Origin of the sequence: Gemella cuniculi DSM 15828 (assembly GCF_000425665.1) — a bacterium.
Lineage (GTDB): Bacteria > Bacillota > Bacilli > Staphylococcales > Gemellaceae > Gemella > Gemella cuniculi.
Window position 1 is genome coordinate 21,975 of the sequence record NZ_AUDW01000007.1, and the last position, 24,778, is coordinate 46,752.

The window sequence follows — 24,778 nt, forward strand, 5'->3', positions numbered from 1 at the left end:
TCCTTACCCATTTTATTTAAATTTATTTTCTAGCAACCAACTCTAGAGTTTTCTCTGCTTCAATTTTTGTGATAGTTTCACTGTTATATGTTCCCTCTATCCAATCTTGAACTTGGTTATCATAATATGGGCTCATAAAATGTCCACTCTGTCCTGGTCCTACAATATGATGACCTGTCTGATTTTCAAAATCATAAACAAATCTCCAAGATGCACCATGATTCACCAAACCTTCTTCATTTTGCTTCGCTGCTTGAACGGTTACCTTAGAACCTGAAATCGGAGATTCTTTTGGGTTTAAGAAATATGCTAGTATATCAGACGATTTTGATAGCGGATGTCTAAAACCTAATTTATGCTCTTCTCCCCATTTCCAAGAAGAAATATTTTCTCCGTATTTATTTTTTAGTTCAGATATTGTATCATTTAGACTATTTTGTAAAATAGTGTTTAAACCGCCCTTTTCTTCTATAAGATTTACTTTTTTACCATTTATAGCATCTCTCAATATCTTATCTACATAACTCTCTTTGTGAGGCATAAACTTGTATACTTCTTCACTCATTTTATCCTTAAGAATAGTTTCTCTTATTTTTTTCATCCATGTATCATAAATTAATGGAGCTGCTTCATTTTTATCATCAATATAATTCCACGATTTTAAAGTTTCATACACATCTTTTTTTGAAATTTTATTTTCGTCTACATTTTTTAATAAATCTGAAAGAAAGTCTACTGCATACAGATTTTTAGTATCCATCTGCAATTTTTTCATATCGTCAACTGTTAAATTATTTTTCTCTGATAAAAATTCATCTATTCTTGCTTTTCTATATGGTTGAGCCCAAACATTAGAAGTATGATACGATGTTTTAATAGTTTCCGTATTTGCTGTTGATATAAACCCTTCCTTAGGATTTACAACTTTTGGTAATTCATTATAAGGAACATAGCCATTCCAACCATATTCACTACTGTATCCTGGTACAGGTAGATTCCCATCTCCTTTTTTACGAATTGGCACATTCCCATTTGATTTATATGCAATATTTCCGTTATTATCTGCAAAGACAAAATTTTGAGCTGGTGCTTTAAAATCTTCCAATGCTTTTTCAAATTCTTCCCAGTTTTTTGCTTTATCAATTTTTAAAATTGCTTCTAATTCTTGAGTAGATTCTAAAGCTGTCCACTGCATTGAAAAACTTTTATCATTTTGTCCCAATGGTTTTAACAATTCATCAATTATAGGTCCATGTTTTGTCCTCACAACTTCAAAATCTTCCTCATTTTCACCTTTGACTTTAATTTTATATTTATCAACCTGTGCATTATAATACTCTCCATCATATTCAAATCTATGAGGGTTATTCTTATCCTTTTTTTCTATATATAAATCTTGGACATCAGGTCCAAAATTAGTAACGCCCCATGCTATATTTTCATTATGACCTAGTATAATTCCTGGAATCCCCGGAAAAATTACCCCTGATACTTTGTGCTCTGGTGTTCTAAGACTCATCTGATACCAAACCGATGGTGTTGATAAACCCAAGTGAGGATCATCTGCAAGAAGAGGTTTCCCCGATTTTGTTTTTTTACCAGATACAACCCAGTTGTTACTACCATTCTCCATCGGAGGGCGTGGAATTTCTGACAATTTTTTATCAATTTTTACATCTAACCCTAAGTTCGCATTGATAATATCTTCATTATCTTTATTTTTAGAAAAACTTTCTGGCAGTAATTGTTTTAAATTTTCTTTACCTAAATTATTTAAAACCCAATTATTAAAACCCAAATGATCCCAATGTCCACCTAAATCATATGCCATATATTTTCCTATCGTCAACGAATCAATAGGAGTCCAATGCTCTGGCTTATATCCTAAAAGTGAAAATTCATAAGGCAGTTTGTTATTTTTTATTGCTTCATCTATATATGCATTAACACCTTCTGCATAATAATCTAAAATTTTCTTCGCTTCATCTGAATAACCTTCATAAGAATCCTCAGCTGCTCGTCTTAAAGAAAATATTAAAAACTTTTTATCATTTTCTAGTGCTGCCTTACCAACGACTTCTGATAATCTACCACTAGCCTGTCTTCTTGCTAGATCCATCTGGAATAATCTATCTTGTGCATGTACGTACCCTTGTGCTTTGTACAAATCTTTTTCATTTTTTGCTTCTACTGTTGGAATTCCTTTTGCATTTCGATAAATTTTTACATTCTCATCTAAAACACTAACATTTACTTTCCCTTCTACTGTTGGTAATGATTTATTAAGAAAATAATATCCGTAACCAACACCTATCATAATCAAAGCTAATAAAAATATTAATGATCTTCTTATAATCCTAAAAATTTTCTTTTTCATAATACCTCCTAGTAACTTATGAATAAATATATTTTAAATTATATTCCTATTATAATATTTTTGCAAACCATGTTTTATTAAAAATATTGGTATTTATTTGTCGTAAATCCTTTAATAATTAATTATATATCATAAAATCTACTTTGATTATCTTTAATTATTTAAATAAATATTTTAAAATATCAATCTAAGATTTATATATTCATAATTATCTTTATTATCTTTTTTTATAATTTAGTAAAAATAATTTTATTAATCTTCTTTAGTTAATTTATATTTTTTTAAAAATTTTTTCTTCCAAACTAAAAAATAGAATTAGAAATTTTTATTCTCTAACTCTATTTTTTATCATATTCTTTTCTGCATTCCTAGTTAATATAATTCTTAAACCTAGGAAGAAGTATATTATACAACTTATAAACAAAATTCCTAAACTAAAAATAAGTAACAAGATACTATAAACTAAAAGTAAAAATGCAACAATGTTATGATTTATACCTTTTTTAAGCATAACAAATGTTAATAACAAAAATAAAAATATTAATAATGCAAAATATAACCATGCTAATTGTCCCATTACTTGAAAAATAAAATGCATGTCTTTTGTAGAAACATTAGCACTATCTTGTGTAAGTTTTGTTTGTTCACGTATTTGGTCTACAATCTTCGTTCTTAAGTATTCATTTCCCACATAACTTTTAAATAACTTTACAGTTGTTCCTAAAAAAATTATATACGCAATATACACCACATTTGCAACAAGTAGTAAAATTTTTTCCAGTTTATCAAAAACCATCTATTTGTCACCTTTTCCTCTGCATTTAGAACAGGTTCCATAAAACGAGAAAGAATTATCTTGAACTTCAAATGAATATTCTTTCTTCATGTATTCTATAAGTTTATTAAATATAGGATTTGAAACTTTCTCTATAGCATTACATTTTGTACATATCAAATGGTGATGAAGCTCTCCATCAATAGATTGCCTCAAATGATATTTAGAGACACCATTACTAAATGATATTTTTTCCAAAACATTTAGCTCATAAAAAATATCTAAAGTTCTATATACAGTTGCTATCCCAATATCTGGAGTTTTTTCTTTCAAAATAAAATATAATTCTTCAGCACTAAGGTGCAAATCATTATTTTCTACTAAAATTTCTACTATTTTCTCTCGTTGCGGTGTCAACTTATACGGAGATTTTTGAATGGTTTTAATTATCTCATCGTAAATACTCATATATTAATCTTTACCCTTCCTTGTTTTCAAATAAGCCAGTGCCAACATAGTTTTACTATCTGTTATTTCATTGTTGTCTAAAAGTCTAAAAGCATCTTGCAATTTATATTTTTTTAAATTAATAAATTCATCTTCATCTGGACTTTGTTCACCTGCATATTCTAATTTATCCACATAATAAATAGTAATAAGCTCTGAGCTATACCCTACAGCAACATGAACATCACAAAGTTTTTCCAATCTACTTTCATCCACTACATAACCAGTCTCTTCCTGGAGCTCTCTTATTGCCGAAGCTTTTTTGTCCTCTCCAGCTTCCAGTTTCCCAGCAGGAATTTCCAAAGTTACTGCTTCTATCGCTTTTCTGTATTGTTCTACAAAAATAATCTCATCATCTTTAGTAAGAGCGAGAATAGCAACAGCCCCACGATGATTAATCAACTCACGCTTAGAGGTTTCTCCATTTGGTAAACTTACGGTATGAACTTCTACATCAAGAACTTTACCTTTAAAAATCTTTTCTACACTAATAGTTTTTTCTTCCAAATTTTTTCCCATAATTTCCTCCAAATTATAATTTATATTCAGCTAAATCATGTGCAATATGAACTTCTATGTTAGTTGATAGACTATTACAGGCTTCCAATTCATCTTTTTTATCATATCTTGCACTTATATGTGTTAAAAATAACCTTTTTACTTTACTTTTAGAAACCAATTTTTCAATATCCAAAATGCTTAAATGAAAATAATTACTCGCAAGTTTTGAATCTTTCTTACTAAGATATGTACACTCCGAAATAATTATATCACTGTCTTTAACAAAACTTTCTAATTCTAAAAAATATTTTGTATCAGGAATTATAACAATTTCTTTTCTTGGTTTATCCTCAGCCAAAAAATCTCTTGAATTATATAAGATACCATCAAACTCAAAAGAATCTTCATTCTTAATGATTTTATAAAACGGTCCTGGCATAATTCCAAGTTTTTTTAATTTTTCTGCATTCAAACTGCCTTTTTGGGTTTTAAAAACAATTTTATAACCATAACATTTTACATTATGTTTCAGAGGATAAGTATGCACTTCTACAGTTTTATTATCTATTATACACTGTTCAGTAGAAAATTCAACGTATTTGATACTATAAGTTAGTGAACAATATGTGAACTTTAAATTTTCCTCAACAAACTCTTTTATTCCCACTGGACCATAAATTGTTATATCCGAATTTTTATTATCTAAAAGAAAACTTCGTGATGACAAGAAGCCTATAAGCCCCAAAATATGATCTGCGTGGAGATGACTTATAAATATTTTTGAAATTTTTGTAGGTCTAATATTTGTTTTTAAAATTTGATGTTGTGTTGCTTCTCCGCAGTCAAACATCCAACACTCCTTTAATTCTTGCATAAAATTAAAAACAAAACTCTGTGTATTCCTAAATTTAGCAGGTAGCCCTGCCCCTGTTCCTAAAAATTGTAATTCCATCGAACTTCCTCAAAATTAATAAAATTATTTTATGTAGCAATTTAAATATATATTTAAAATTTTGTTGCAATGATAGTTGTTATTTCTACAATTTAACTACAAAAATTTGTGCATCTTGCAAACAAGTAATAACGTGTTCTACTCCTGCTGGAATTTCTAAAAGTTCAAACTCTGAAAGTGATTCTACTTCTTCTTCAAAAGTAACAGTAATTTTTCCACTAACATTGAACAACAAAATATTTTTATCATTACTATAAGAATCTGTTTGATTCCCTACCTTCAAATTCATATGTACTACTTGGTACTTTTCATTTTCTAAAATTATTCCACCTAACAATGTATTTTTATCCAATTTTATTTTTTTCATTTTTTATCTTCCTTTACGTTTATATATTCCATCTTCTTCAATCATAATTAACTTATTTTTGAATAATCTTCCTACAGCACGTTTAAAACTACCTTTACTCATTCCAAATACAGCCTTGATATCTTCAGGAGAAGATTTATCTGTAAAATCACAATAACCATTATTTTCAATGTAATCTAAAATTGCTTGTCCATCACTATCCATTCTCTCATGTGCTCGTGGTAAAAACGAACCATTAATTTCACCATTATCTTTAAAACCAATTACCCTAAGAGTGGTTTTCTCTCCAAGGCGTGGTTCACGCTCTCTTTCAGATTCATGAACAAAAATTTTATACCCCTCTTTTGATAATAAAAACGTTCCAACTCTCATAAGACGATATGGATATGCTTCAATATCCTGATTTTTCAAATCTTTAGTTGCCTTTGAATACAATGAAGCTACAATAGTTTCAGTTGCAAGTCGTGCAAAAAGTTGACCACTATAATCACGTCTTAGAGTTATAAACAACTCATCGCCTTCCTTTGGCCAAACACTTCTAAGCTTTGGTAAGTCTTCTGCCAAGAGTGGAATTTCACGAGAAAATCCTATATCTAATCCTACTTTATCCTCTTCTACTTTTACTACCTTACTAAAAGCATAATCCCCATATATAACCTCTGGGATATTTGGTGTAGCAAAGAGTTTTCCACTACGTGATGGATAGATAAACATTGAATACTCCTCACCAATTTCAAAATCATCCAAACTCTCAACATCAGATTCATTACAATTTACTTCTTCCTCATTAGGTCCTTTAAAAACTAAAGAAGAACTCTTCTTTTCAACTAACTCTAAGAAATGAATCTCTCCTGTTATAAATTTATTATTTCCTTTTTCCATCTAATACCTCTTTCTTAATAATGTAATTTAAAATTAATTCAAGTAGTGCACTCATAAAAAAAGGTTGATACCTAATATCAACCTTATAACTCTCGGTAAAAGCAGTATCAGGGCGTACTTACTTAACCATATTCTTTATTTGTTTCAACTGATTTACTCTTATTTCCTTAGGAAGAAACCTTCTTATTTCATCCTCATTATACCCTACTTGTAATCTTTTATCGTCTACGATGATAGGTCTTCTTAGCATTCCTGGATTGTCTTGAATAATTTTATACAATTCTTGTATTGACATACTATCTATATCTAAATTTAATTTTTGAAATGTTTTAGATCTAAAAGAAATTATATCCTCCGTCCCATGCTCTGTGATAGATAAAATATTCTTTATCTCATCAGTTGTTAATGCTTCAGAAAAAATATTTCTCTCGACAAATTCTATATCATTTTCTATAAGCCAAGCCTTTGCTTTCCTACAAGAAGTACAACTAGGCGATGTAAACAATGTAACTACCACCAGCACTCACACTCCTTTATAAAAATAACATTAATATTTTTATAATTCTATATACCATTATATTATACTACATATATCGTACTTTGGCAACATTATATCGAAGAAATATTTAGCAAAGATTAATAAAATATCTCTACACTTTTTTATAACAAAATTTTTCTTACTTAACTAAAAGCAATGCCCTTATAAAAAAATCCTAATAAAAAACAAATTCAAAATCCTTACAATCAAAATTATAAAAACAAATTTCGATAAAATAATATCACGAATAGTAGTAAAACATAATATTAAGTTTAATATCTTAATTTTTCACGACTACTATTATAACTTTTTTAATTAAAATTTAAATAAAATTTATTTATAAATTAGAAAAATTTTAAAATTACTTTAAAAATTTAATTAATACATGAGAAGATACTTGACATAATATTATAAGCTCAAATTTTTTAATTGAAAATTTTTTTCAGAAAAAATTGACAACAAGATAAGTTTTATGTTATTATATATTTTGTAATGCCAGCATGGCGGAATTGGCAGACGCACTGGACTCAAAATCCAGCGATGGTAACATCGTGCCGGTTCGACCCCGGCTGCTGGTATCTCTTAAAAGGCTTCAATAACTTGAAGCTTTTTTATTTTTAGCATATTCCCATAATTATCTTTTTGAAAAATCCATTTTATTTATATTCTTAAAAAGGATCAATCTTTTCATATCATAAATCATTTTCAAATAAATTCAAAGTTATTTCTTGACATTCAATATATTTTATAATACTATCATGTTAAACAAGATAGTTGAAAATATTTTCTTCACTTTACCCTATATAAAAATTATTGAAAGGACAGTTTAAGTATGAAAGTAAATTCTTCTCAAATTCTAAAAGGAACGTTAGAAGCGTGTATCTTAAAATTAATTAAACACAAAGATATGTACGGTTATGAGATAACAGAAAATTTATCAAAATATGGTTTAAGCATGGTGGCAAAAGGGACAATATATCCTCTTCTTTTAAAACTAGAAAAAGAACATTTACTAGATAGTTATTTAAAAGAAAGTTTTGATGGTCCACCTAGAAAGTATTATAAAATATCAGATAATGGCATAAAATTTATCATAGACTTCGAAAAAACTTGGAATGAAATAAAAAATTCCATTGATACTATTTTAAATTTACAAGGAGAGTCCTATGGAAACGAAAAAAATAATTAAATTTAACAACACACTAAAAAAAACAATTAAACAAGGAAAATAAAAAATATTATGATGAACTTTTGTTAAGCCTTAGAAGTAAATCTTTTTTAAAAGATGAAACCAAACTAGAAATTATTACACTTGAAATTTTGCAAGATTTAGTTAGCTATCAAGAGCAAGGAAAAAAATTTACTGAAGTTTATGGAGATGATATAGATAAATTCGCAAATTCTATTTTTGAAAATTTACCTAATGAAAATAAAAAGCAAATGTTAAGTCTCTTGTTAGTATCAATATTAATGTTTATTACATCATCAACATTTTTTTACGTTTTCAACTCCAATATCGAACCATATATTATACTACTTAATGTTATTACATCTGGAATTTTCGGCATGATTTTATTATATATTTTGGTTTATAGAAAGACTAAACAAAATAAAATTTTTATCTACACACTAGCATTTATTTCATATAATCTTTCCATATTTTTAATACCGATTTTAAAAACATTTGACGTTTTTAAATCCCCACTAATATTATCAGTAGAAAATTCAATTTATATTAAACTAGCATACCTTTGTTTTGCACTGTTTTCTATAATTTACACTGTCAATTTCTTTAAAAAAAATTAACGCAATAAGTTCGCTTAAGGAAAAGAATTTTATTTTAAAAATAATTAATTTTCTCTTGATTAATTTTTTTAAACTTGATATAATAATCAAACACACAATTTAGGAGTTGATTATTGTGAATAATTCTATTTTTGAAAATTTAAAAAAAGCTGAGCAAGGTGCAAAACTTAGTATTTTTTCTTATTTATTTCTAACATTATTAAAGTTAGGAGCTGGAGTTTTCTTTAAATCCTCAGCATTAGTTGCTGATGGTATTAATAACGCTACTGATGTTATCTCATCTATTTGCGTTTTAATCGGATTAAAAATTTCAAGAAAACCTGCCGACGAAGATCACCTTTATGGTCACTTTAGAGCTGAGCTTATTTCTACTCTTGTCGCATCTTTTATTATGTTATATGCTGGTATTGAGGTTATAATTTATGCTATAAAAAAAATTCTTACCCACAGTTATGAACAACCTAATATACTTTCTGCTGCCGTTGCATTTATTGCAAGTTTCTTAATGTTTGGTGTTTATTTTTATAATATAAGACTTTCAAAAAAGCTCGGAAGTAAATCCCTTAAAGCTGCCGCTTTGGATAATCTCAGTGATGCACTAGTTTCAGTTGGTACCGTAGTTGGTATTATAGCTACCTATTTAGGATTTCCTATTGCAGATTCTATTGTTGCTATTATTGTAGGTTTTCTTATCGTTTGGACTGCTGTTAGTATTTTTAAAGAATCTACTCATGTTCTTACAGATGGAGTAGAAACTGAAACTATTGAAAAAATTAATGATATTGTTGAAAGTACTCCCGACGTTATTTCTATCATTGATATTAAAGGTCGAACACATGGACTTTTGTATTTTATTGATATAACTATAACCGTAAACCCAAAATTAAACGTTAAACAAAGCCACGATATTACAATAAAAATAGAAAAAGCTCTAGCTAAAGAATTCTATTACTGTGAAACTTTAATTCACCTAGAACCACATGGAATAGAATGTCATCCATCTAAAACTAATCTTTGAAAAATTTAAGATTAGTTTTTTTCTTTATAATATTCTTGTTAACTAACTATCTAACTCAAAATTTCTTTATTCTACCATATTTGACAAAAACATCTACTAAAAGTATAATTATAATGCATATAGATGTATTTTTATCAAAGTTTATATATACTAATTTATTTTAAGTTATTTTTGCTAAAATAAGTACTAATTTTAATTGGAGTTAGATGATTATGACACACGCTAAGGCTATTTTTTTTGGTGAGCATGCTGTTGTTTATGGATACAAAGGGATAACTATTCCCCTTCCTGAGATGAGAGTTGATGTTACACTAAATCAAACCAACACCATTCAACAAAGAGATGAAATTTTAGATTACATTGCTAAAACTTGTGGTATTGATGATAAAACCGAAATCAATATTACTAGCACGATCCCAGTTGGGCGTGGTTTAGGATCTTCTGCTGCACTTAGCATTGCTGTTGCAAGAGCAAAAAAATTAGAGAATGTTAGAGAAATTGCCAATAAGTGTGAAAAATTTATTCATGGAAATCCGAGTGGGATTGATGTCAATCAGGTATTAAGTGATACCCCCCTTCTTTTTTCAAAAAAGAAAGGTGCAAGTGAACTTAACTTTTCTTTAGATAGCTATCTTCTTATTATTGATACTGGTGTTATCGGTATTACTAAAGAAACTTTAGAGCATATTGGAAAAAATTATGAGAAGTATAAGAAATATATTTCTGAACTTGGAAATATTACAGAAAAAGTTATTGAACCACTAAAAAATAAAAATATTAATCTTATTGGAGAGTATATGTATATGGCACATTCTCTTCTTCAAAAAATTGGTGTTAGCCACAAGAGTAATGATGACGTGGTCGAAATTTGTAAAAAAAACAATGCAAAGGGCGCTAAACTAACTGGTGGTGGTGCTGGCGGTTGTTGCATTTGTCTTAATGATACACTAGAAAATACTCTAAAAATTCAAGCCGCATTAAAAGAGAAAGGATATTCATCATGGATAGTTACAGTTTAGGTTATGCAAATATTGCCTTAGTTAAATATTGGGGGAAAAAATCTAAGAATCCTGTTCTTCCTTATAACCCAAATATTTCATTAAGATTAGACAAATTATTATCAAAAACTAAAATCGAAAAAAGCATATCTGATGAAGATGAATTTTATATAAATGATGAAAAACAAAGCAAAGATGAAGTTGAAAAAATAATTAATTTTATTTCAAAATTCACACCAAAAGAACGTGAAAAAATTTGTATAAAAAGTTATAACACTGTTCCTACTGCAGCTGGACTTTCTTCTAGTTCAAGCGGTACTATGGCTTTAGTTTTAGCTTGCAATAAGTATTTCAATCTCAATAAAACTACAAGCGAGCTAATTGAAATTTCTAAAGAAGGATCTGGATCATCTTGCCGTAGTTTTTATAAACTCGCCTCTTGGTTAGAAGACGGAAGTGTAGAAGAACTTTCTTGTGATTTAAATTTAGCCATGATGGTTCTTGTTGTTAATGAAGAAAGAAAAAAAATCTCTAGTAGAGTAGCTATGGAACGATGTGTCCAAACTTCCTCTACTTTTAATTCTTGGATAAAAAAAGCTAAAGATGATTTTAACCTTATGAAAAAAGCACTTAATAATAATGACTTTAAACAAATTGGTGAAATCGCAGAAAGTAACGCCCTTGCTATGCATGATACTACAAGAACTTCAACTCCCAGTTTTAGCTTTTTAACTGAAGAAAGTTATAGAGCTATGGAGATTGTAAAAGAACTTCGTAAAAATGGATATAATTGTTATTTCACCATGGATGCTGGTCCTAATGTTAAAGTTCTTTATTTAAAAGAAAATCAAGAAAAAATATATAAGGAAATTTCTAAATTATGGAAGAAAAAAATAATTTTGTGTATGGAGTAGCTTATGGAAAATTGTATCTAGCTGGTGAATATGCAATTTTAGAAAATTATTCTAAAGCACTTTTAACAAGTGTCCCTAAAAAAATAATGGCAATAATAGAACCTAGCAAAAAGATAACTATTTTTGATACAGTTCATAAAGACGAGGTCACACTCAATGATAATAATAAAAATTTTACCTTAATTCAAAAATTTATTATTTTTATACAAAAATATCTGAACAGCTCAAAAACTTTTTCTTTAACAATTTACAATGAACTTCATGGCGAAGGGAAAAAATATGGACTTGGTTCATCTGGAGCCGTTTTAGTAGCTATTGCAAAAGCAATATTAAATTTTGAAAAAATAAATTTTGATAATATTACTATATTTAAAATAGTTTCTCTTTTCAATATTACACATAATCTTGGTGGATCTATGGGTGATATTGCAGCTAGCCTTAATGATGGACTTACCTACTACAAAAAATTTAATAATTCATTTGTAGAAAAACTAATTTCGGCGAAAAAATCTACCCAAGACATAGTTAATACTGATTGGGATGGTTTAATTATTAAAAGTATCGTTCCCAATATAGATATTGATATTTTTGCAAAATGGACTGGAGAAGTTGTTGATACTAAAGAACATGTAAAACTTTGGCATCAACATAAAAATAATTTTGTTACAGAATACTCAAACTTCGTCAACACTTCTAATTTATTAACTGAAAGATTAATACATTCATTAGAAAATAATGACGCTGAGAAGTTTTTAAATACTATAAGATGTTTACGCTCCAATTTATTATTTTTGGAAAGTTTTTCGAAAATTCCAATGGAAACTCTAGCGATGAAAGATTATATTAAAAAGTATTCTGCTGGAAAACAGAGTGGTTCTGGTAGTGGTGATATCGTGCTTGGCTTTAATAAGAGCAAAGGTAATTTTAATTTACATCTAAATCTTGAAAAATTATAACTATTTTAGAAAGGACAACTATGAGAAAAGAAGATCATATTCGTTTAGCACTAGCAGACAAAACCAAATTAACTAGTTTAGACGCCTATGCTATTGATTATAATAGTATCCCTCGTTTTGGACTTAGTGATATTAATACTTCAACCTCTGTTTGTGGAAAAACTTGGGACTATCCATTTTTTATAAACGCAATAACTGCTGGTGGTAAGGAATGTAATAAAATTAATAAAGATTTTATGGAAGTAAGTAAAGTTTGTGATATTGAATTTTTTCCTGGTTCATATTCTCCAGCTTTAAAAAATAAAGAAGACGCACTCTCTTATCCTAAAGGGTATTCTGTTAATTTAGGGTTGGACAAAAAGCCACAAGCAATATTAACTGCAATAAAAAACACAAATGCTCAGTATCTACAACTTCATACTAACCCTTTGCAAGAAATAGTTATGCCAGAAGGAGATCATAATTTTGAAACTTGGGAAAGTACTTTAAGAGAAGTCAGTAAAAAATCTTATATTCCCATAATTCTTAAAGAAACTGGTTTTGGAATGAATGAAGACACTATAAAATTAGCTTGCGAATTAAACCTAGCCGCTATTGATGTGAGTGGTATGGGAGGAACTAATTTCGCACGTATTGAAAATGGTCGAAGAAAAGATAAATCAAGTTATTTGGAAAATATTGGTTATACAACTGCAGAAAGTCTAGAAATCGCAAAAAAATACCGTGATAAAATTGATGTTATTGCAAGTGGTGGAATCAGAAACCCACTAGATGTCATTAAGTGCCTGGCCTTAGGCGCAAAAGCTGTAGGTGTTTCAAAAATTTTTCTTGAGATTTTATTAAATAATGGAAAAGAAGCATTAATTTCCGAAATCGAAAAATGGAAAAAAGAAATAAAATTTTTGATGATACTTATGAATTCAAAAAATATAGAAGAATTATATGGAAAAATTAGAAAAATAGATTAAAGTGATAAGTAGGAATTGAGTGAATATCACCAATTCCTACTTATAGTTTATTTTATTTCCAAATCTGCTATTCTCTTAATAACTTTTTTCAAATCATCTTCGATTTTATTAATCTTCACCTTATTTTTTTGATTCTCTGCTATTAAATACCAACAAGAAATGAGTAACATTATATTTAAACAAATTATTGCGAACATCTTTTTCTCCAATCTTATTTAAATTTTCAAAAATAAATATAGTATTACAATGAAACATACTAATATTTATAAAAAACCTCATCTAGGTTAAAGATGAGGCTTTTTGTATTCTAAATAAATCTAAAAGAGGGAAATCTCTAGATTTTTATAAATAAATCTTTATAATTTACCAATTAATATTTACGTTTTCTTGCCGCTTCTGATTTTTTCTTACGACGAACGCTTGGTTTTTCATAAAACTCACGTTTACGAACTTCTTGGATAGTTCCGTTTTTAGAAACAGCACGTTTGAAACGACGTAGTGCATCTTCTAGTGATTCATTTTTACGAACTACAGTTTTTGACATTGGATTTCCCTCCCTCCGATACTAAAAAAATCTTAATCTAATTTAAATTAAATGCTTATAACTAAAAATAAATACATTAAAGCAATTTAATTATAGTTAAAATTGCCTGTGTAGACAATCTACTTACATATTGTATTATATTCTCAGGGTATTGTCAACCTTAAACGCTATTTTATTCAATATATTTTTTGAATTTTTATAATTTACCAAGTTTAAAATTTCTTATCTTTGATAAAACTTCCTATATACTAATTTCAAACTCTGGGCTATTTATATCAACATATCCTATTTGAGTTTTACAATTAAATATTTCTTTTAGGTAGTATTCTAATTCTTTTTGTGCTTTTAGCACCTTATTTTTATTAAAATTTGTAAACCCATCAATTGGGAAAAATATATATTCTGTGTTTTCCTCAAATTTTTCCATATTCACTTTGTCGCCAAGTCCAGCGTCTTGTTCTAACTTGATTTCCCACTGTATAAACTACTTCATTTTCTGTTAACTGCTCTACTTCATTACCTCCAAATGGAAGAAAAGTGTCTTCTTTTTTTGACATTCTTACTTCTATATTTTTATCATCTATATTTCCCAAATCATGCGCTCCCATTGGCAATGTGTATTTTAAAGATATAGCATTACCTAAATCCACTATAGGATTAATAGATGGCATACCTTTTCCTTTTGATATTCTAGTAAACAGTGCTTCAATTGAGCACATATATTTATTAGGATTAATTCCTAATTTTTTGAACGCTTCTCGATAAGGAATAATTTCTGCTTCTTCTTTTACTTTTTTTCATTAAAACGATTTGTAGCTTCTTTAATATTATTATCTAAAAGTTCGGTTATTTTTGAGTAAACTTTTTTATTATCAACACCACTAGCAACCACTACCCCAAAACATACTGTAGGCATTTTTTTCAAAAATTTCTTTTTCAACTATAAATTTCATTTTGATCCCTCCAAGCAAATCTATATTTGATTGAAAATCAACTCTTTTAAAATTTTATTTTTCCTCTATCCATTCCCTAAACTCTTCTATGAAGTTTGCATATTGTTTCTTGTTTTGATAACTTGGAATTTGTGCTAAAAATACTTGATTCGGCAATTTGGTTTGCTCTTTTTTTGTAATCAATATAATTGCTTTAGCTTGTGAAGAATTTTTAAACATCTCTTCTGGCAAGGTAATTACTGCATTAAGATTAATATCATCTTCTAAAAATTTCTTAAAATTGTCCTCTAATTCTAATATTTTTTTGGGAACAACTAAAATTCCAACTCCATTATCTTTTAAATAATTTGATGCTTGTTCAACAAACAATAACGAGTTAATACTATAACCCTCACTACTACACAATTTATAATTTAAGCTATTATTCTCATCTGCATAATATCCAAATGGAGTATCACTAATAATAATATCTTGTTTTTTTATATTAAGTGGCTTCAATACATCTTGATTAATTATTTCTACATTGGTTTCTAAAAGATTAAAAATATTTTGTTGCAATTTCACATAATTACTATCCACATCAATCGAAGTTAATTCTTTATCGCTATTTGACAGGGCAGAAATATTTATTAAAAAATTTCCACTTCCACTAGCAAAATCAGCAATAGAAATTTTTTCATTTGGATACAAGCAATCTATTAAATGCGTTACATACATTGTTATAATCTCCGGCGTAATATCATAACTGGGATTATTCAACTCTTTCAACGCCTTTAATAATAAAAATTGATAAACTTTTCTTATATCCTCTTTTGAATAATTATCAACAATATCAAAATAATCATCATCTTTTTCTAACGCTAAGTATTTAATCAAGGCTTCAAAATATAAATTCTCTTTTTTTATCTCTTCTACCTCTTTATCTATCTTAAAAAATAATTTTTCTAAATCTGACAATTTTATTCCTCCATACTGAAATTTTACTAAAATTATTAATATATCATTCTATAATTATACAAGAAAAAAATATTTTTAAAAAGCGATTTTATAAGTCAAATATAAAAAATATCAATAAAAATTATTTTTTCAATTTATCACTCTTTCTATCGCATAAATTTTTAATCTAATTCGCTGTAACTCACAACAATACTTTTTCTGTATTATTAAATTTTGTTAAAATTTTCTGCTCCTACCTTATCAATAACTCTAATTCGGTTGTATTTATTTCAAAATTAAATAAATAATAAATTCTCCCATGTATCCTCCTATCTTCCCCTAACATTTAAGAAGAGAAATAAAATTTTTAAATTTTATAATTCTCTTCTCTCTTATACTATTTATTTCAAATTTCCTCCGATAATTAAATTTACATCGAACTTTCCCAACCACCTTTTACAAAGACACCAGTATTTTCTGCAATTTTTTCCAACATAAGAATTTCTTCTTCAGTTAGTTCGATATTTGATGCTAATTCTGCATCTACTACTTGCTCTACTTTTGTTACTCCGATAATTGGTATTGTTCCTTTTCCTATAGCCCACGCTGTAGGTATTATCGCTTCTCCTACATTATATTTTTCAGCAAGGCGTCTTTGTTCAGCAAATAATGGTTCCAATTTTTCTAAGATTTCTACCGGGAATGCTTCTCCACGGCGTGTTCTAGCAGGTAGTGGATTTTTCGCTGTATATTTTCCTGACAATGCACCTTGTTCTAACACCATATATGAAAATACTGCAATATTTTCTTCTTTACAATATTCTAATATTCCTGTTGTTTCGATAGTTCTATATATTAAGCTATAATGATTTTGAATAGCATCTAATCTATATCCCGCCGCTTTTAATGCTTCATGAACATATTTTACTTGTTCAAGATTATGATTTGATACACCTACTTTTTTCACTCTCCCTGTTTTTAATAAATCTATAAGTTTATTTGTCCAACCTATAACATCTTGAGTATTATGAATCCAATAAATTTCAATTTCATTACGATACAGTCTTTCGCAGCTCTCATCAAATAATTTCTGCATTGCATCCTCACCGCGACCTTCTGCTAAATTCGGTGTAAACTTAGTTGAAATAATTGCATCTTTTCTATCTTTTACGAAGTTTCCTAAAATAGTTTCTGATGCTCCGCTAGCGTAAACTGTTGCTGTATCCCAAAGTGTAAGTCCTAAACTCATAGCTTTGTCAAACACAGGTTTTAAATCTTCTTCCCCAAGTTTATTTCCGAATATACTATCTCCACCTGCGATTCCTCCAAACCCCCATGACCAAGTTCCTAGTGCTACATTTGGTACTTTCATTTCTTGAATATTTGTTTTTCTCATTAATGTTACCTCGCTATTTTATTATGTAAATTTATTATAACACTTGGAGTGGACTTCGAGTCAAGAGATTTTTTTACTGAATTTTTATTAAAAATAGCCCTCCAAAACTTGAATAAGTTTTGGAGGCTAGTACAACTCTTCTGTTACATATTTCTTTTTAGATTTTCTATTACTTTATTTAAAGTATATTTCTCCATTTCTTTTTGTGTTGCTTCTTCTACATTATTATAAAATTCATCCATTATTAATGGTACATTCTTTCCTATTGGGCAATTTATATTTGTATCGTAATATCTATAAAATATATTTTCTTCTGAAACTGCCTGAAAAATATCCAAAAATGTTATATCTTCAGGCTTTTTTAAAATTTTTACTTTAGCACTTCCTCTAACAGTTTCAATAAATCCTGCTGCCTTTAAATTCCCCATAATTTGGCGAACAGTAATAGGTGTAACATTCAAGCTTGCAGCCATTTTTTCACTAGAGATTTTTTCTTCATTATGCCGTTCGTTAATAATATAAATATAACTTAAAATGTGAACTGCATAACTAAGTCTATTCGAATTTCTCAATAATTCTCTCCTTATTTTTTAATTAATTCTCTAATAGAATCATCCAAATTAGTAACTGGTCTTCCTAATAGTTTTTCAAAATCTTCAGAAACAACATCCACCGCTCCATTTCTAATAGCTACACTAGTTTGTGTTAATAATGTTGCTGCTTCTGTAGGAAGAAATTGCTCTAAACTATTTTTATATTCTTCATCTGTAATATTCTCAAGTTTAACTTCACGATCTAATACTTTAGAAAGTGAAGATGAAAATTCTTTATAATCTACCACATTAGCTGATAAATCATATACTCTATTAACTGGAAAATCTTTGATTAAACTATTAACAGCTGCTTGTGCATACTCTTTGCGTAGAACTAAACCAAAACGCCCATCAGCTATGTTAGACGAAATAGTTCTACCTTCCAAAATACTTTGTATATCACTTTCTTTTGCTTCAATATAATAATTATTTCTTAGTATAATATAGTTTAATCCTGAATTTTTCAAAACTTCTTCTGTTTTGATATGCGCCAAGCCCAATGGACTTTTATCTGGATTTATTGCACTAGTATATGCTATCGTTTTTACACCTGCTTCTTTGGCAGCTTTAATTGCATTTGTATGTTGTTCTATTCTTTTCACTGGATTTATTTCTGGTGTTGACACCAAAAGAAGTTTCTCTACTCCTTGTAACGCTAATAATAATTGTTTATAGTTATTAAAATCACCTTCTCTTATATCAAATCCCTGTGTTGCAAGTTCTTTGACCTTACTCTTATCACGAACTATTAAAACAATATTGTCTTTCGAATAATTTTCTTTCAATAAATACTCTAATGCTGCACGTCCAAAGTTTCCTGTAACTCCTGTAATCGCTAATTTCATTTTTTATCCTCCAGAAATCTAAAATTTACTTTTTTATGATAAAATTATTATAATATACCTTCTACAAGTTGTAAAGTATTTTTTTACAACTTTTTCCGGAATTTTATTGGAGTATCTTAATAAATCCCTTTAAATCAATAAAAGATCTACTAAAATTTTTTAGTAAATCCTTTATTTTTTAATTTTTACTTTGTTACTTCTTCTAGAGCTGCTTTTACTATGTCAAACTCACGTGTACGAAGTGTCCTCATATCTAAAATAATGCTGTTATCTTTTATACGTGTAATTATTGGAATATCTACTTCTAACAAACGTCGTTCGACTTCTGTTGAACTAAGTGTACTATGAGTAAGTTTCACAACAACGCTTTCTAAATAGCTAGCTGGATAACTTCCCCCACCAACTTCAGCCTTATCATCTTCTATTTTTATGTCAAAATCTAAATCAATTAATTTTCTTTTTAGAACATCCGCTTTACCAAATAAACGCTCTTTTGATAATGAGATCATATGTAATGTTGGGATATGTTCTAAGGCCTCTTTTTCATCTAAATACAATTTCAATGTTGCTTCTAAAGCTGCTAAAGTCATTTTATCGACACGAAGTGTGCGAGTAAGTTGATTTTTTTTCATTTTTTCTATGTATTCTTTTTTACCAACTATTACTCCTGCTTGTGGTCCTCCAAGAAGTTTATCTCCACTAAAAGTTACCACATCAATTCCACTATCGAGTACCTCTTTTACAGTCGGCTCATAGGGTAGTCCATATTTTGAAAAATCTAAGAACTGCCCACTTCCTAAATCATTTATCGATACAAGATTATTCTCGCGAGCTAGGTACGAAATCTCTTCATTAGATACATCTTTAGTAAATCCTAAAATCTTATAATTACTAGTATGAACTTTTAACAAAGCACCCGTTTGCTCATTAATAGCATTCTCATAATCTTTTAAATGTGTTTTATTTGTTGTTCCTACTTCTATTGGAACTCCACCACTTAACTTTATAATTTCTGGAATTCTAAATGCTCCACCAATTTCAACTAATTCTCCACGAGAAACTACTATTTCTTTATCTTTTACCAAAGTATTTAAAGTAAGCAATACTGCAGCAGCATTATTATTTACTACAAGTACATCTTCTGCACCTGTTAATTTTTTTATAATGTCTGTAAGGTGGACATATCTACTACCACGTTTTTTATTTTCTATATCAAACTCTAAGTTTGAATAATTGAATGCAACACTTTCAATATTCTCTTTTATCTTTTGACTAAGTAAGCTACGACCCAAATTTGTGTGCAAAATAGTTCCTGTTGCATTTATTATTCTTCTTAATGAATTTTTATCTTCTTGCTCTACTATTTTTGTTACTTCATCTAGTATTTCTTCCAAAGTAGGCACTTCTTTTAATTCTTCATTAAGAATATCTTGTTTTATACTATCAATATAATTTTTAATAGCTGATTTTACCGCTACTTCTGAATAAGAATTTATCAATTCTTTTGTTTTACCTAACAATAATATTTTATTTATTGCCGGAATCTTAGAAAGTAATTGTTTCGCCATAATACTTCTCCTATTTATTTTTCTAAATTTGCTCAGCTAATGTTTTTATTGCCTTTATAGCATAATCTATTTCTTCTTCTGTATTCATACTTGAAAAAGAAAATCTTACTATTCCCTGATTTACAGTTCCAAGTACTTCATGCATAAGTGGTGCACAGTGGACACCAGCACGAACAGCAATATTATATTCTTCTGATAATATCTCCGCTATATCCGAAGCTGACACTTCTTTAAAATTAAGTGACACTACTGCTGTTTTTTCCTTTTCGAAATCTCCATAAAACTCTAGACAATCTAAATCTTTTAACTCATTATAAAATTTATTTGCAAAACTCATTTGCTTGTTATAAAGATATTCTATCCCCTGTTTTTTTATATATTTTATCCCCTCACAAAGACCTAATATTCCTGATGTATTCAAAGTTCCCGCTTCAAGACGCAATGGATATTCTCCTGGATGAATCTTGTCAAAAGTCCTTACTCCACTTCCACCAACTTTATATCTTTTTATCTTTGGCGTTTTCAAATTCACACACAATCCACCGATACCTTGAGGCCCATAAAGACTTTTATGACCAGTAAAGCATAAAATATCTATTCCAATATCCTCTACATTAATAGGAATTATCCCTGCTGTCTGAGAAGCATCCACTACTAAAATTAAGTTATGTTTTTTACAAATACTAGATACTTTTTTCAAGTCAACAATATTTCCAGTAACATTTGAACCATGTGTAATAACTATCATTTTCGTATTTGACTTTATAACTTTTTCTAAATCTTTATAATCTATTAAACCTTTACTATTCCCTCTAACGATAGTAAATTCACTACCTATAGTTTCATGTGCTAAATAAATAGGTCTTAGTACAGAATTGTGTTCCATCGTTGTAGTAATAACATGGTCTTCTTTATTAAGGAGTCCTAATATCGCAATATTTAAACTTTCTGTTGAGTTACTAGTAAAGACTAACCTACTCTCATCGCTAAGTCCAAAAAAGTTTGCAATTTCTTTTCTTGCTACATATACTTCTCGAAAGGCGTTATTAGCTTCATAATAACTTCCGCGTGAAGCGTTCGCATATTTAGCTGAAGATAAAACTTCATATACTTTATCAGCAACTTCTTTAGGTTTTTTCAATGAAGTTGCACCATAATCAAAATAATAACTCATATGTATGTTTTCTAATCTAAAAGTTTAAAAATAAATTCACTGATTTTTACAGCACATTTTACACCTTAGATTATTTTCCCCCTCTCCTACTTATTTTTTTGCTAGAATACGATAGTTTTCTACTCTTCTTGTTACTCCAAGTTTATCTATATATTCCAAAATTGCCATTGAATATTTTCTACTAGAACCCGTCATATCTCTAAATTCTGCTAGAGTCAATTTTTCTGATGAAATAAAATGTTCTTCAATTTTTTTTATTGCTTCATCCAAGATATCCATATGAAGAACAAGCTCTGCATCCAAACGAATTATAGTATTGTCTACTAAAGAATCTAAAAGTTCTATATTCGATTTAATTCCATTAGTTAATTCTTTAATAGTAGGTGGTGTAAAAGCACCTTTTAATAATTCTCTTTCTATTCTTTCTTTTTCCGCGATTTGCTTCTTGTCATAATTTACTTCAAAATCTTTTTCTGCTACTAAGTTCCCCTCAAGTCGTACTTCATTATTCTTAATAAACAACTCAAAAATTTCCAAAAATTCTTTTTGAGATAACTTAAACTTAGACATTAATTCTATTTTAGGAATCCCTACTTTTAACTTATAGCGTTTATGATAGTCGCTTAAAATAGTTTTTAATTTTTCCAAAAGCTCTTCATATTTTTTTATATGAATATAGCCCAATTTGGTTTTAAAAATAATTCTATCACTTAATAATTCTTCTAAATCATTTTCAAGATCCAATTCCACAAGTTGAAGATCTTTTTTTATCTCATCTCTTAAAACTAAATAATTGTTATGTGATAATAGATAATTTGAAATTAATTCTTTCGAATTTCCTTCAAGTTGAACTTTTAATTTTGCTAAAATTTCTTCATTAAATCTACTATGTTTTTTCGGATTAGCATCTAATATAACACCACCACCAATAGTAATCATCGGAGAATAAGTTCGAATTATAAATTTATCATAATTTTTTACGGCAACTTCTTCTTCTAGACGAAGTTGAACAAAACCACTTTCTCCCTTAGTAATACCATCTGTTCCAAGAGGAACTACCCTTGCCATGACTTCAACCGTTCCCACATAAACACGTACTCTATCCCAAAGTTCAAGATTAGCACGCTCATCGTTTATAAGTTTAATTTCACTATCAAGCATATAAGTTTTTATTAAACTACCCGTCGTCGCTAAAGTATCTCCTCTTCTGATTTCATCAAATTTTATATTTGATAAATTAATTGCAGTCCTTTGTCCCGCATATGCTTTTTCAACATCGGTAGAGTGTACTTGAATATTTCTTACCTTAGTACGTATTTCACGTGGATAAATTGTTAATTCATCACCTACATTAACTGCACCTTCAATTAAAGTTCCAGTAACTACCGTTCCAAAACCTTTAACTTGGAATGCACGATCTACATTAAGCCTTGCATTCTTTTCTACATTCTTCGCCTCTATGTCTTCTGTCTTTTTATCAATAATCTCCAGCAGAGTGCCAATTCCTTTTTTACTAATTGAATCTACTTCCACTATTGGAGAACTTTCTAAAACAGTTCCTTTTATAAATTCTTTAATATCTTCTTTTACCAGCTCACGATACTCTTCTTCAACAAGATCTATTTTAGTCATAACTATAATATAATTTTCTATACCTAGCAATGAAAGTATATCTATATGTTCTTTCGTTTGTGGCATAATTCCTTCACGTGAATCTACAAGAAGTAATACTAAATTTATTCCACTTACTCCTGCCAACATATTTTTTATAAATCTTTCATGTCCTGGAACATCAACGACCCCACATCGTTTTCCACTAGGCAAGTCAAAATAAGCAAAACCTAAATTTATTGACATTCCTCTTTCTTTTTCTTCTGTTGTTGTATCAGTTTCTATACCACTAAGTGCCTTTATTAAAGTTGTTTTACCGTGGTCAATATGCCCTGCTGTTCCTATTATTACATTACTATTCATCAAATTCCACCTTATAAACTTATTATGTTAAGAGTAGAAAAAGATAAAATTTTTATATCCTTCTCTACTCTAAAAATTTTATTTTAGTTTGTAGTCTTCTAACTCCACTACCATTCTTTTAATTCCCGCTTTTTTTGAATAGTACAAACTTTTATACTCTATTTTTTCATCATTCAATAATTTTACAAGCTCATCAAATTTTTCCCAAGAAATTTTTAACATAAATCCACATCCTGCCGATATGCTAGGATGAGTTGGAATAAGTGCAGTTCCCATATTTTTTTCAGCACAAATATTATCTGCCTTTATTGAATCATGTGTACTATTAAAGATGATTAAGCCTTCTTCTATCATACTACCTCCTATGGTTGAACAACTTTATTGGCCTTTCTCATATCTTCTACTATGAAATACATATTAGTTGGATTTCCTACTGCTAAATCTATTTTATTATAATCAATACAAGCACCACAACACACTATCTCTACACCATTATCTTCCAATTGTCTAAGTTCATCAAGAACATGACTACGCTCTTTATCTACAAGTATTGAACCATCATTATAGAAAATGATTTTTTTGGGAAGTACTTCTTGCTCACCTAATGCATACAAAAATCCTTTTATCAGTCTTTTTCCTAATTCTTCACTACTATGCCCCATAATTTTTTTATTAATAACCACTATATAGCTGTCATCTTTTACTATTGGAAGTTTTTCTTCTTGCTCTTCTACCTCTTCTCTTTGAATTTCCACCTTAAAACCTTCTTCTAAATTAGAAACTTTAAACACATAATTATTTTTCTCAGCAAATCTTCTAAGATTTTCTACATTTTCTTCTGCTCTTACTAATAGAATCACTCGAGTTTCAGTTTCCAAGGTTCTTCTAGCTTGAGTCACAGGTACCACACATTTATCACTTAAAGTATCTATTACTACTCCATCCTCTTGTTTTTCTTTTGAAATAGTAACTACATATTTATTTTTATTTTCTTCCTTAACAGAATATTCATAACCTAACTGAGTTGCCATTTTTTCTAAATTTTGAGTCGCAATAAAGTTATCAACGATAGTTTCCACTACATCATTATCTACTAGTAATTTTTTTGTTTGAATTACTGGAAGTGGACATGCTAACCCTTGTGCATCTAATTGTTGTTTTTTCATATTTGAATATCTCCTTCAACTTTATTTTTTATCTAATGGTAGCGACTCAAAAATCGTAGTTCATAAAAAT

The 24,778-nt window shown here is 28.7% G+C and carries 29 protein-coding genes and 1 tRNA gene; 8 read left to right on the forward strand and 22 right to left on the reverse strand.

Annotated elements, in window-relative coordinates; all coding sequences use genetic code 11:
* Window positions 1-22: 22 nt before the first annotated feature.
* The 8 genes from H612_RS0100745 to spxA form a co-directional block, all read right to left on the reverse strand.
* The gene (locus H612_RS0100745; RefSeq protein WP_027129729.1) at window positions 23-2,377 is read right to left on the reverse strand and encodes a penicillin acylase family protein; all 2,355 of its coding nucleotides are present in this window, start codon (window positions 2,375-2,377) and stop codon (window positions 23-25) included.
* Window positions 2,378-2,702: 325 nt separating this feature from the next.
* Window positions 2,703-3,173 (reverse strand): hypothetical protein, encoded by a 471-nt coding sequence (locus H612_RS0100750; RefSeq protein ID WP_027129730.1) that lies wholly within the window; start codon window positions 3,171-3,173, stop codon window positions 2,703-2,705.
* Window positions 3,174-3,620 (reverse strand): Fur family transcriptional regulator, encoded by a 447-nt coding sequence (locus tag H612_RS0100755; protein WP_027129731.1) that lies wholly within the window; start codon window positions 3,618-3,620, stop codon window positions 3,174-3,176.
* Window positions 3,621-3,623: 3 nt separating this feature from the next.
* Window positions 3,624-4,178: an NUDIX hydrolase gene (locus H612_RS0100760; protein WP_027129732.1), complete on the reverse strand. Its 555-nt coding sequence runs from the start codon at window positions 4,176-4,178 to the stop codon at window positions 3,624-3,626.
* 13 nt (window positions 4,179-4,191) lie between these two features.
* On the reverse strand, window positions 4,192-5,112 hold the full coding sequence (rnz, locus tag H612_RS0100765) for a ribonuclease Z (protein WP_027129733.1): 921 nt from the start codon (window positions 5,110-5,112) through the stop codon (window positions 4,192-4,194).
* Window positions 5,113-5,197: 85 nt separating this feature from the next.
* The gene (locus tag H612_RS0100770) at window positions 5,198-5,479 is read right to left on the reverse strand and encodes a cupin domain-containing protein (RefSeq protein WP_027129734.1); all 282 of its coding nucleotides are present in this window, start codon (window positions 5,477-5,479) and stop codon (window positions 5,198-5,200) included.
* Between the two features lie 3 nt (window positions 5,480-5,482).
* Window positions 5,483-6,361 (reverse strand): CvfB family protein, encoded by an 879-nt coding sequence (locus tag H612_RS0100775; protein ID WP_027129735.1) that lies wholly within the window; start codon window positions 6,359-6,361, stop codon window positions 5,483-5,485.
* Between the two features lie 118 nt (window positions 6,362-6,479).
* A complete protein-coding gene (gene spxA / locus H612_RS0100780; protein WP_211223585.1) occupies window positions 6,480-6,878 on the reverse strand; it encodes a transcriptional regulator SpxA in 399 nt (132 codons plus the stop codon).
* Between the two features lie 515 nt (window positions 6,879-7,393).
* Between spxA and H612_RS0100785 the strand changes: the two genes are divergently transcribed.
* The 8 genes from H612_RS0100785 to fni all read left to right on the forward strand — a co-directional run bounded on the left by H612_RS0100785 (window position 7,394) and on the right by fni (window position 13,559).
* Window positions 7,394-7,477 (forward strand) — tRNA-Leu (locus tag H612_RS0100785).
* 254 nt (window positions 7,478-7,731) lie between these two features.
* Entirely contained in the window at window positions 7,732-8,088 is a 357-nt protein-coding gene (locus H612_RS08875; RefSeq protein WP_035500079.1) for a PadR family transcriptional regulator, read from the forward strand.
* A gap of 62 nt (window positions 8,089-8,150) precedes the next feature.
* Entirely contained in the window at window positions 8,151-8,705 is a 555-nt protein-coding gene (locus H612_RS08880; protein ID WP_051210078.1) for a hypothetical protein, read from the forward strand.
* 115 nt (window positions 8,706-8,820) lie between these two features.
* Complete coding sequence (locus H612_RS0100800) at window positions 8,821-9,723, forward strand: cation diffusion facilitator family transporter (protein ID WP_027129737.1); 903 nt, start codon at window positions 8,821-8,823, stop codon at window positions 9,721-9,723.
* Window positions 9,724-9,935: 212 nt separating this feature from the next.
* Complete coding sequence (gene mvk / locus H612_RS0100805) at window positions 9,936-10,742, forward strand: mevalonate kinase (protein ID WP_027129738.1); 807 nt, start codon at window positions 9,936-9,938, stop codon at window positions 10,740-10,742.
* Complete coding sequence (gene mvaD / locus H612_RS0100810) at window positions 10,724-11,635, forward strand: diphosphomevalonate decarboxylase (protein WP_027129739.1); 912 nt, start codon at window positions 10,724-10,726, stop codon at window positions 11,633-11,635. The genes mvk and mvaD overlap by 19 nt, the downstream gene beginning before the upstream one ends.
* A complete protein-coding gene (locus H612_RS0100815) occupies window positions 11,602-12,591 on the forward strand; it encodes a mevalonate kinase family protein (protein ID WP_027129740.1) in 990 nt (329 codons plus the stop codon). Before mvaD ends, H612_RS0100815 begins: the two co-directional genes overlap by 34 nt.
* A 20-nt stretch (window positions 12,592-12,611) precedes the next feature.
* Window positions 12,612-13,559: a type 2 isopentenyl-diphosphate Delta-isomerase gene (gene fni / locus H612_RS0100820; protein WP_027129741.1), complete on the forward strand. Its 948-nt coding sequence runs from the start codon at window positions 12,612-12,614 to the stop codon at window positions 13,557-13,559.
* A gap of 47 nt (window positions 13,560-13,606) precedes the next feature.
* On the opposite strand, the gene H612_RS0100825 is transcribed toward fni, so the two are convergent.
* The 14 genes from H612_RS0100825 to yedF all read right to left on the reverse strand — a co-directional run bounded on the left by H612_RS0100825 (window position 13,607) and on the right by yedF (window position 24,708).
* On the reverse strand, window positions 13,607-13,729 hold the full coding sequence (locus H612_RS0100825) for a cytochrome C biogenesis protein (RefSeq protein ID WP_245570429.1): 123 nt from the start codon (window positions 13,727-13,729) through the stop codon (window positions 13,607-13,609).
* Window positions 13,730-13,929: 200 nt separating this feature from the next.
* On the reverse strand, window positions 13,930-14,103 hold the full coding sequence (gene rpsU / locus H612_RS0100830; RefSeq protein WP_003147339.1) for a 30S ribosomal protein S21: 174 nt from the start codon (window positions 14,101-14,103) through the stop codon (window positions 13,930-13,932).
* A gap of 241 nt (window positions 14,104-14,344) precedes the next feature.
* Window positions 14,345-14,530 carry a hypothetical protein gene (locus H612_RS10130; RefSeq protein ID WP_211223576.1) on the reverse strand — a complete coding sequence of 62 codons (186 nt, stop codon included), beginning with the start codon at window positions 14,528-14,530 and terminating at the stop codon, window positions 14,345-14,347.
* Window positions 14,517-14,822 (reverse strand): B3/B4 domain-containing protein, encoded by a 306-nt coding sequence (locus tag H612_RS10135; RefSeq protein WP_211223586.1) that lies wholly within the window; start codon window positions 14,820-14,822, stop codon window positions 14,517-14,519. The genes H612_RS10130 and H612_RS10135 overlap by 14 nt, the downstream gene beginning before the upstream one ends.
* 68 nt (window positions 14,823-14,890) lie before the next feature.
* Entirely contained in the window at window positions 14,891-15,019 is a 129-nt protein-coding gene (locus H612_RS10345) for a hypothetical protein (RefSeq protein ID WP_281170280.1), read from the reverse strand.
* A 91-nt stretch (window positions 15,020-15,110) separates the two neighbouring features.
* Complete coding sequence (locus tag H612_RS0100840; protein WP_027129743.1) at window positions 15,111-16,013, reverse strand: class I SAM-dependent methyltransferase; 903 nt, start codon at window positions 16,011-16,013, stop codon at window positions 15,111-15,113.
* Between the two features lie 409 nt (window positions 16,014-16,422).
* Window positions 16,423-17,388, reverse strand: coding sequence for an aldo/keto reductase (locus H612_RS0100845; RefSeq protein WP_027129744.1), 966 nt, complete (start codon window positions 17,386-17,388; stop codon window positions 16,423-16,425).
* A 143-nt stretch (window positions 17,389-17,531) separates the two neighbouring features.
* A complete protein-coding gene (locus H612_RS0100850) occupies window positions 17,532-17,960 on the reverse strand; it encodes an Rrf2 family transcriptional regulator (RefSeq protein WP_027129745.1) in 429 nt (142 codons plus the stop codon).
* 11 nt (window positions 17,961-17,971) lie between these two features.
* The gene (locus H612_RS0100855; protein WP_027129746.1) at window positions 17,972-18,826 is read right to left on the reverse strand and encodes an NAD(P)H-binding protein; all 855 of its coding nucleotides are present in this window, start codon (window positions 18,824-18,826) and stop codon (window positions 17,972-17,974) included.
* 185 nt (window positions 18,827-19,011) lie between these two features.
* Window positions 19,012-20,394: an L-seryl-tRNA(Sec) selenium transferase gene (selA, locus tag H612_RS0100860; RefSeq protein WP_027129747.1), complete on the reverse strand. Its 1,383-nt coding sequence runs from the start codon at window positions 20,392-20,394 to the stop codon at window positions 19,012-19,014.
* 22 nt (window positions 20,395-20,416) lie between these two features.
* On the reverse strand, window positions 20,417-21,568 hold the full coding sequence (locus tag H612_RS0100865) for an aminotransferase class V-fold PLP-dependent enzyme (protein WP_027129748.1): 1,152 nt from the start codon (window positions 21,566-21,568) through the stop codon (window positions 20,417-20,419).
* A gap of 90 nt (window positions 21,569-21,658) precedes the next feature.
* Window positions 21,659-23,542, reverse strand: a complete 1,884-nt coding sequence (gene selB, locus H612_RS0100870; RefSeq protein ID WP_027129749.1) for a selenocysteine-specific translation elongation factor — start codon at window positions 23,540-23,542, stop codon at window positions 21,659-21,661.
* Between the two features lie 78 nt (window positions 23,543-23,620).
* Window positions 23,621-23,896 (reverse strand): putative Se/S carrier protein, encoded by a 276-nt coding sequence (locus H612_RS0100875; protein WP_027129750.1) that lies wholly within the window; start codon window positions 23,894-23,896, stop codon window positions 23,621-23,623.
* A gap of 8 nt (window positions 23,897-23,904) precedes the next feature.
* On the reverse strand, window positions 23,905-24,708 hold the full coding sequence (yedF, locus tag H612_RS0100880) for a sulfurtransferase-like selenium metabolism protein YedF (RefSeq protein ID WP_027129751.1): 804 nt from the start codon (window positions 24,706-24,708) through the stop codon (window positions 23,905-23,907).
* Window positions 24,709-24,778: the final 70 nt, after the last annotated feature.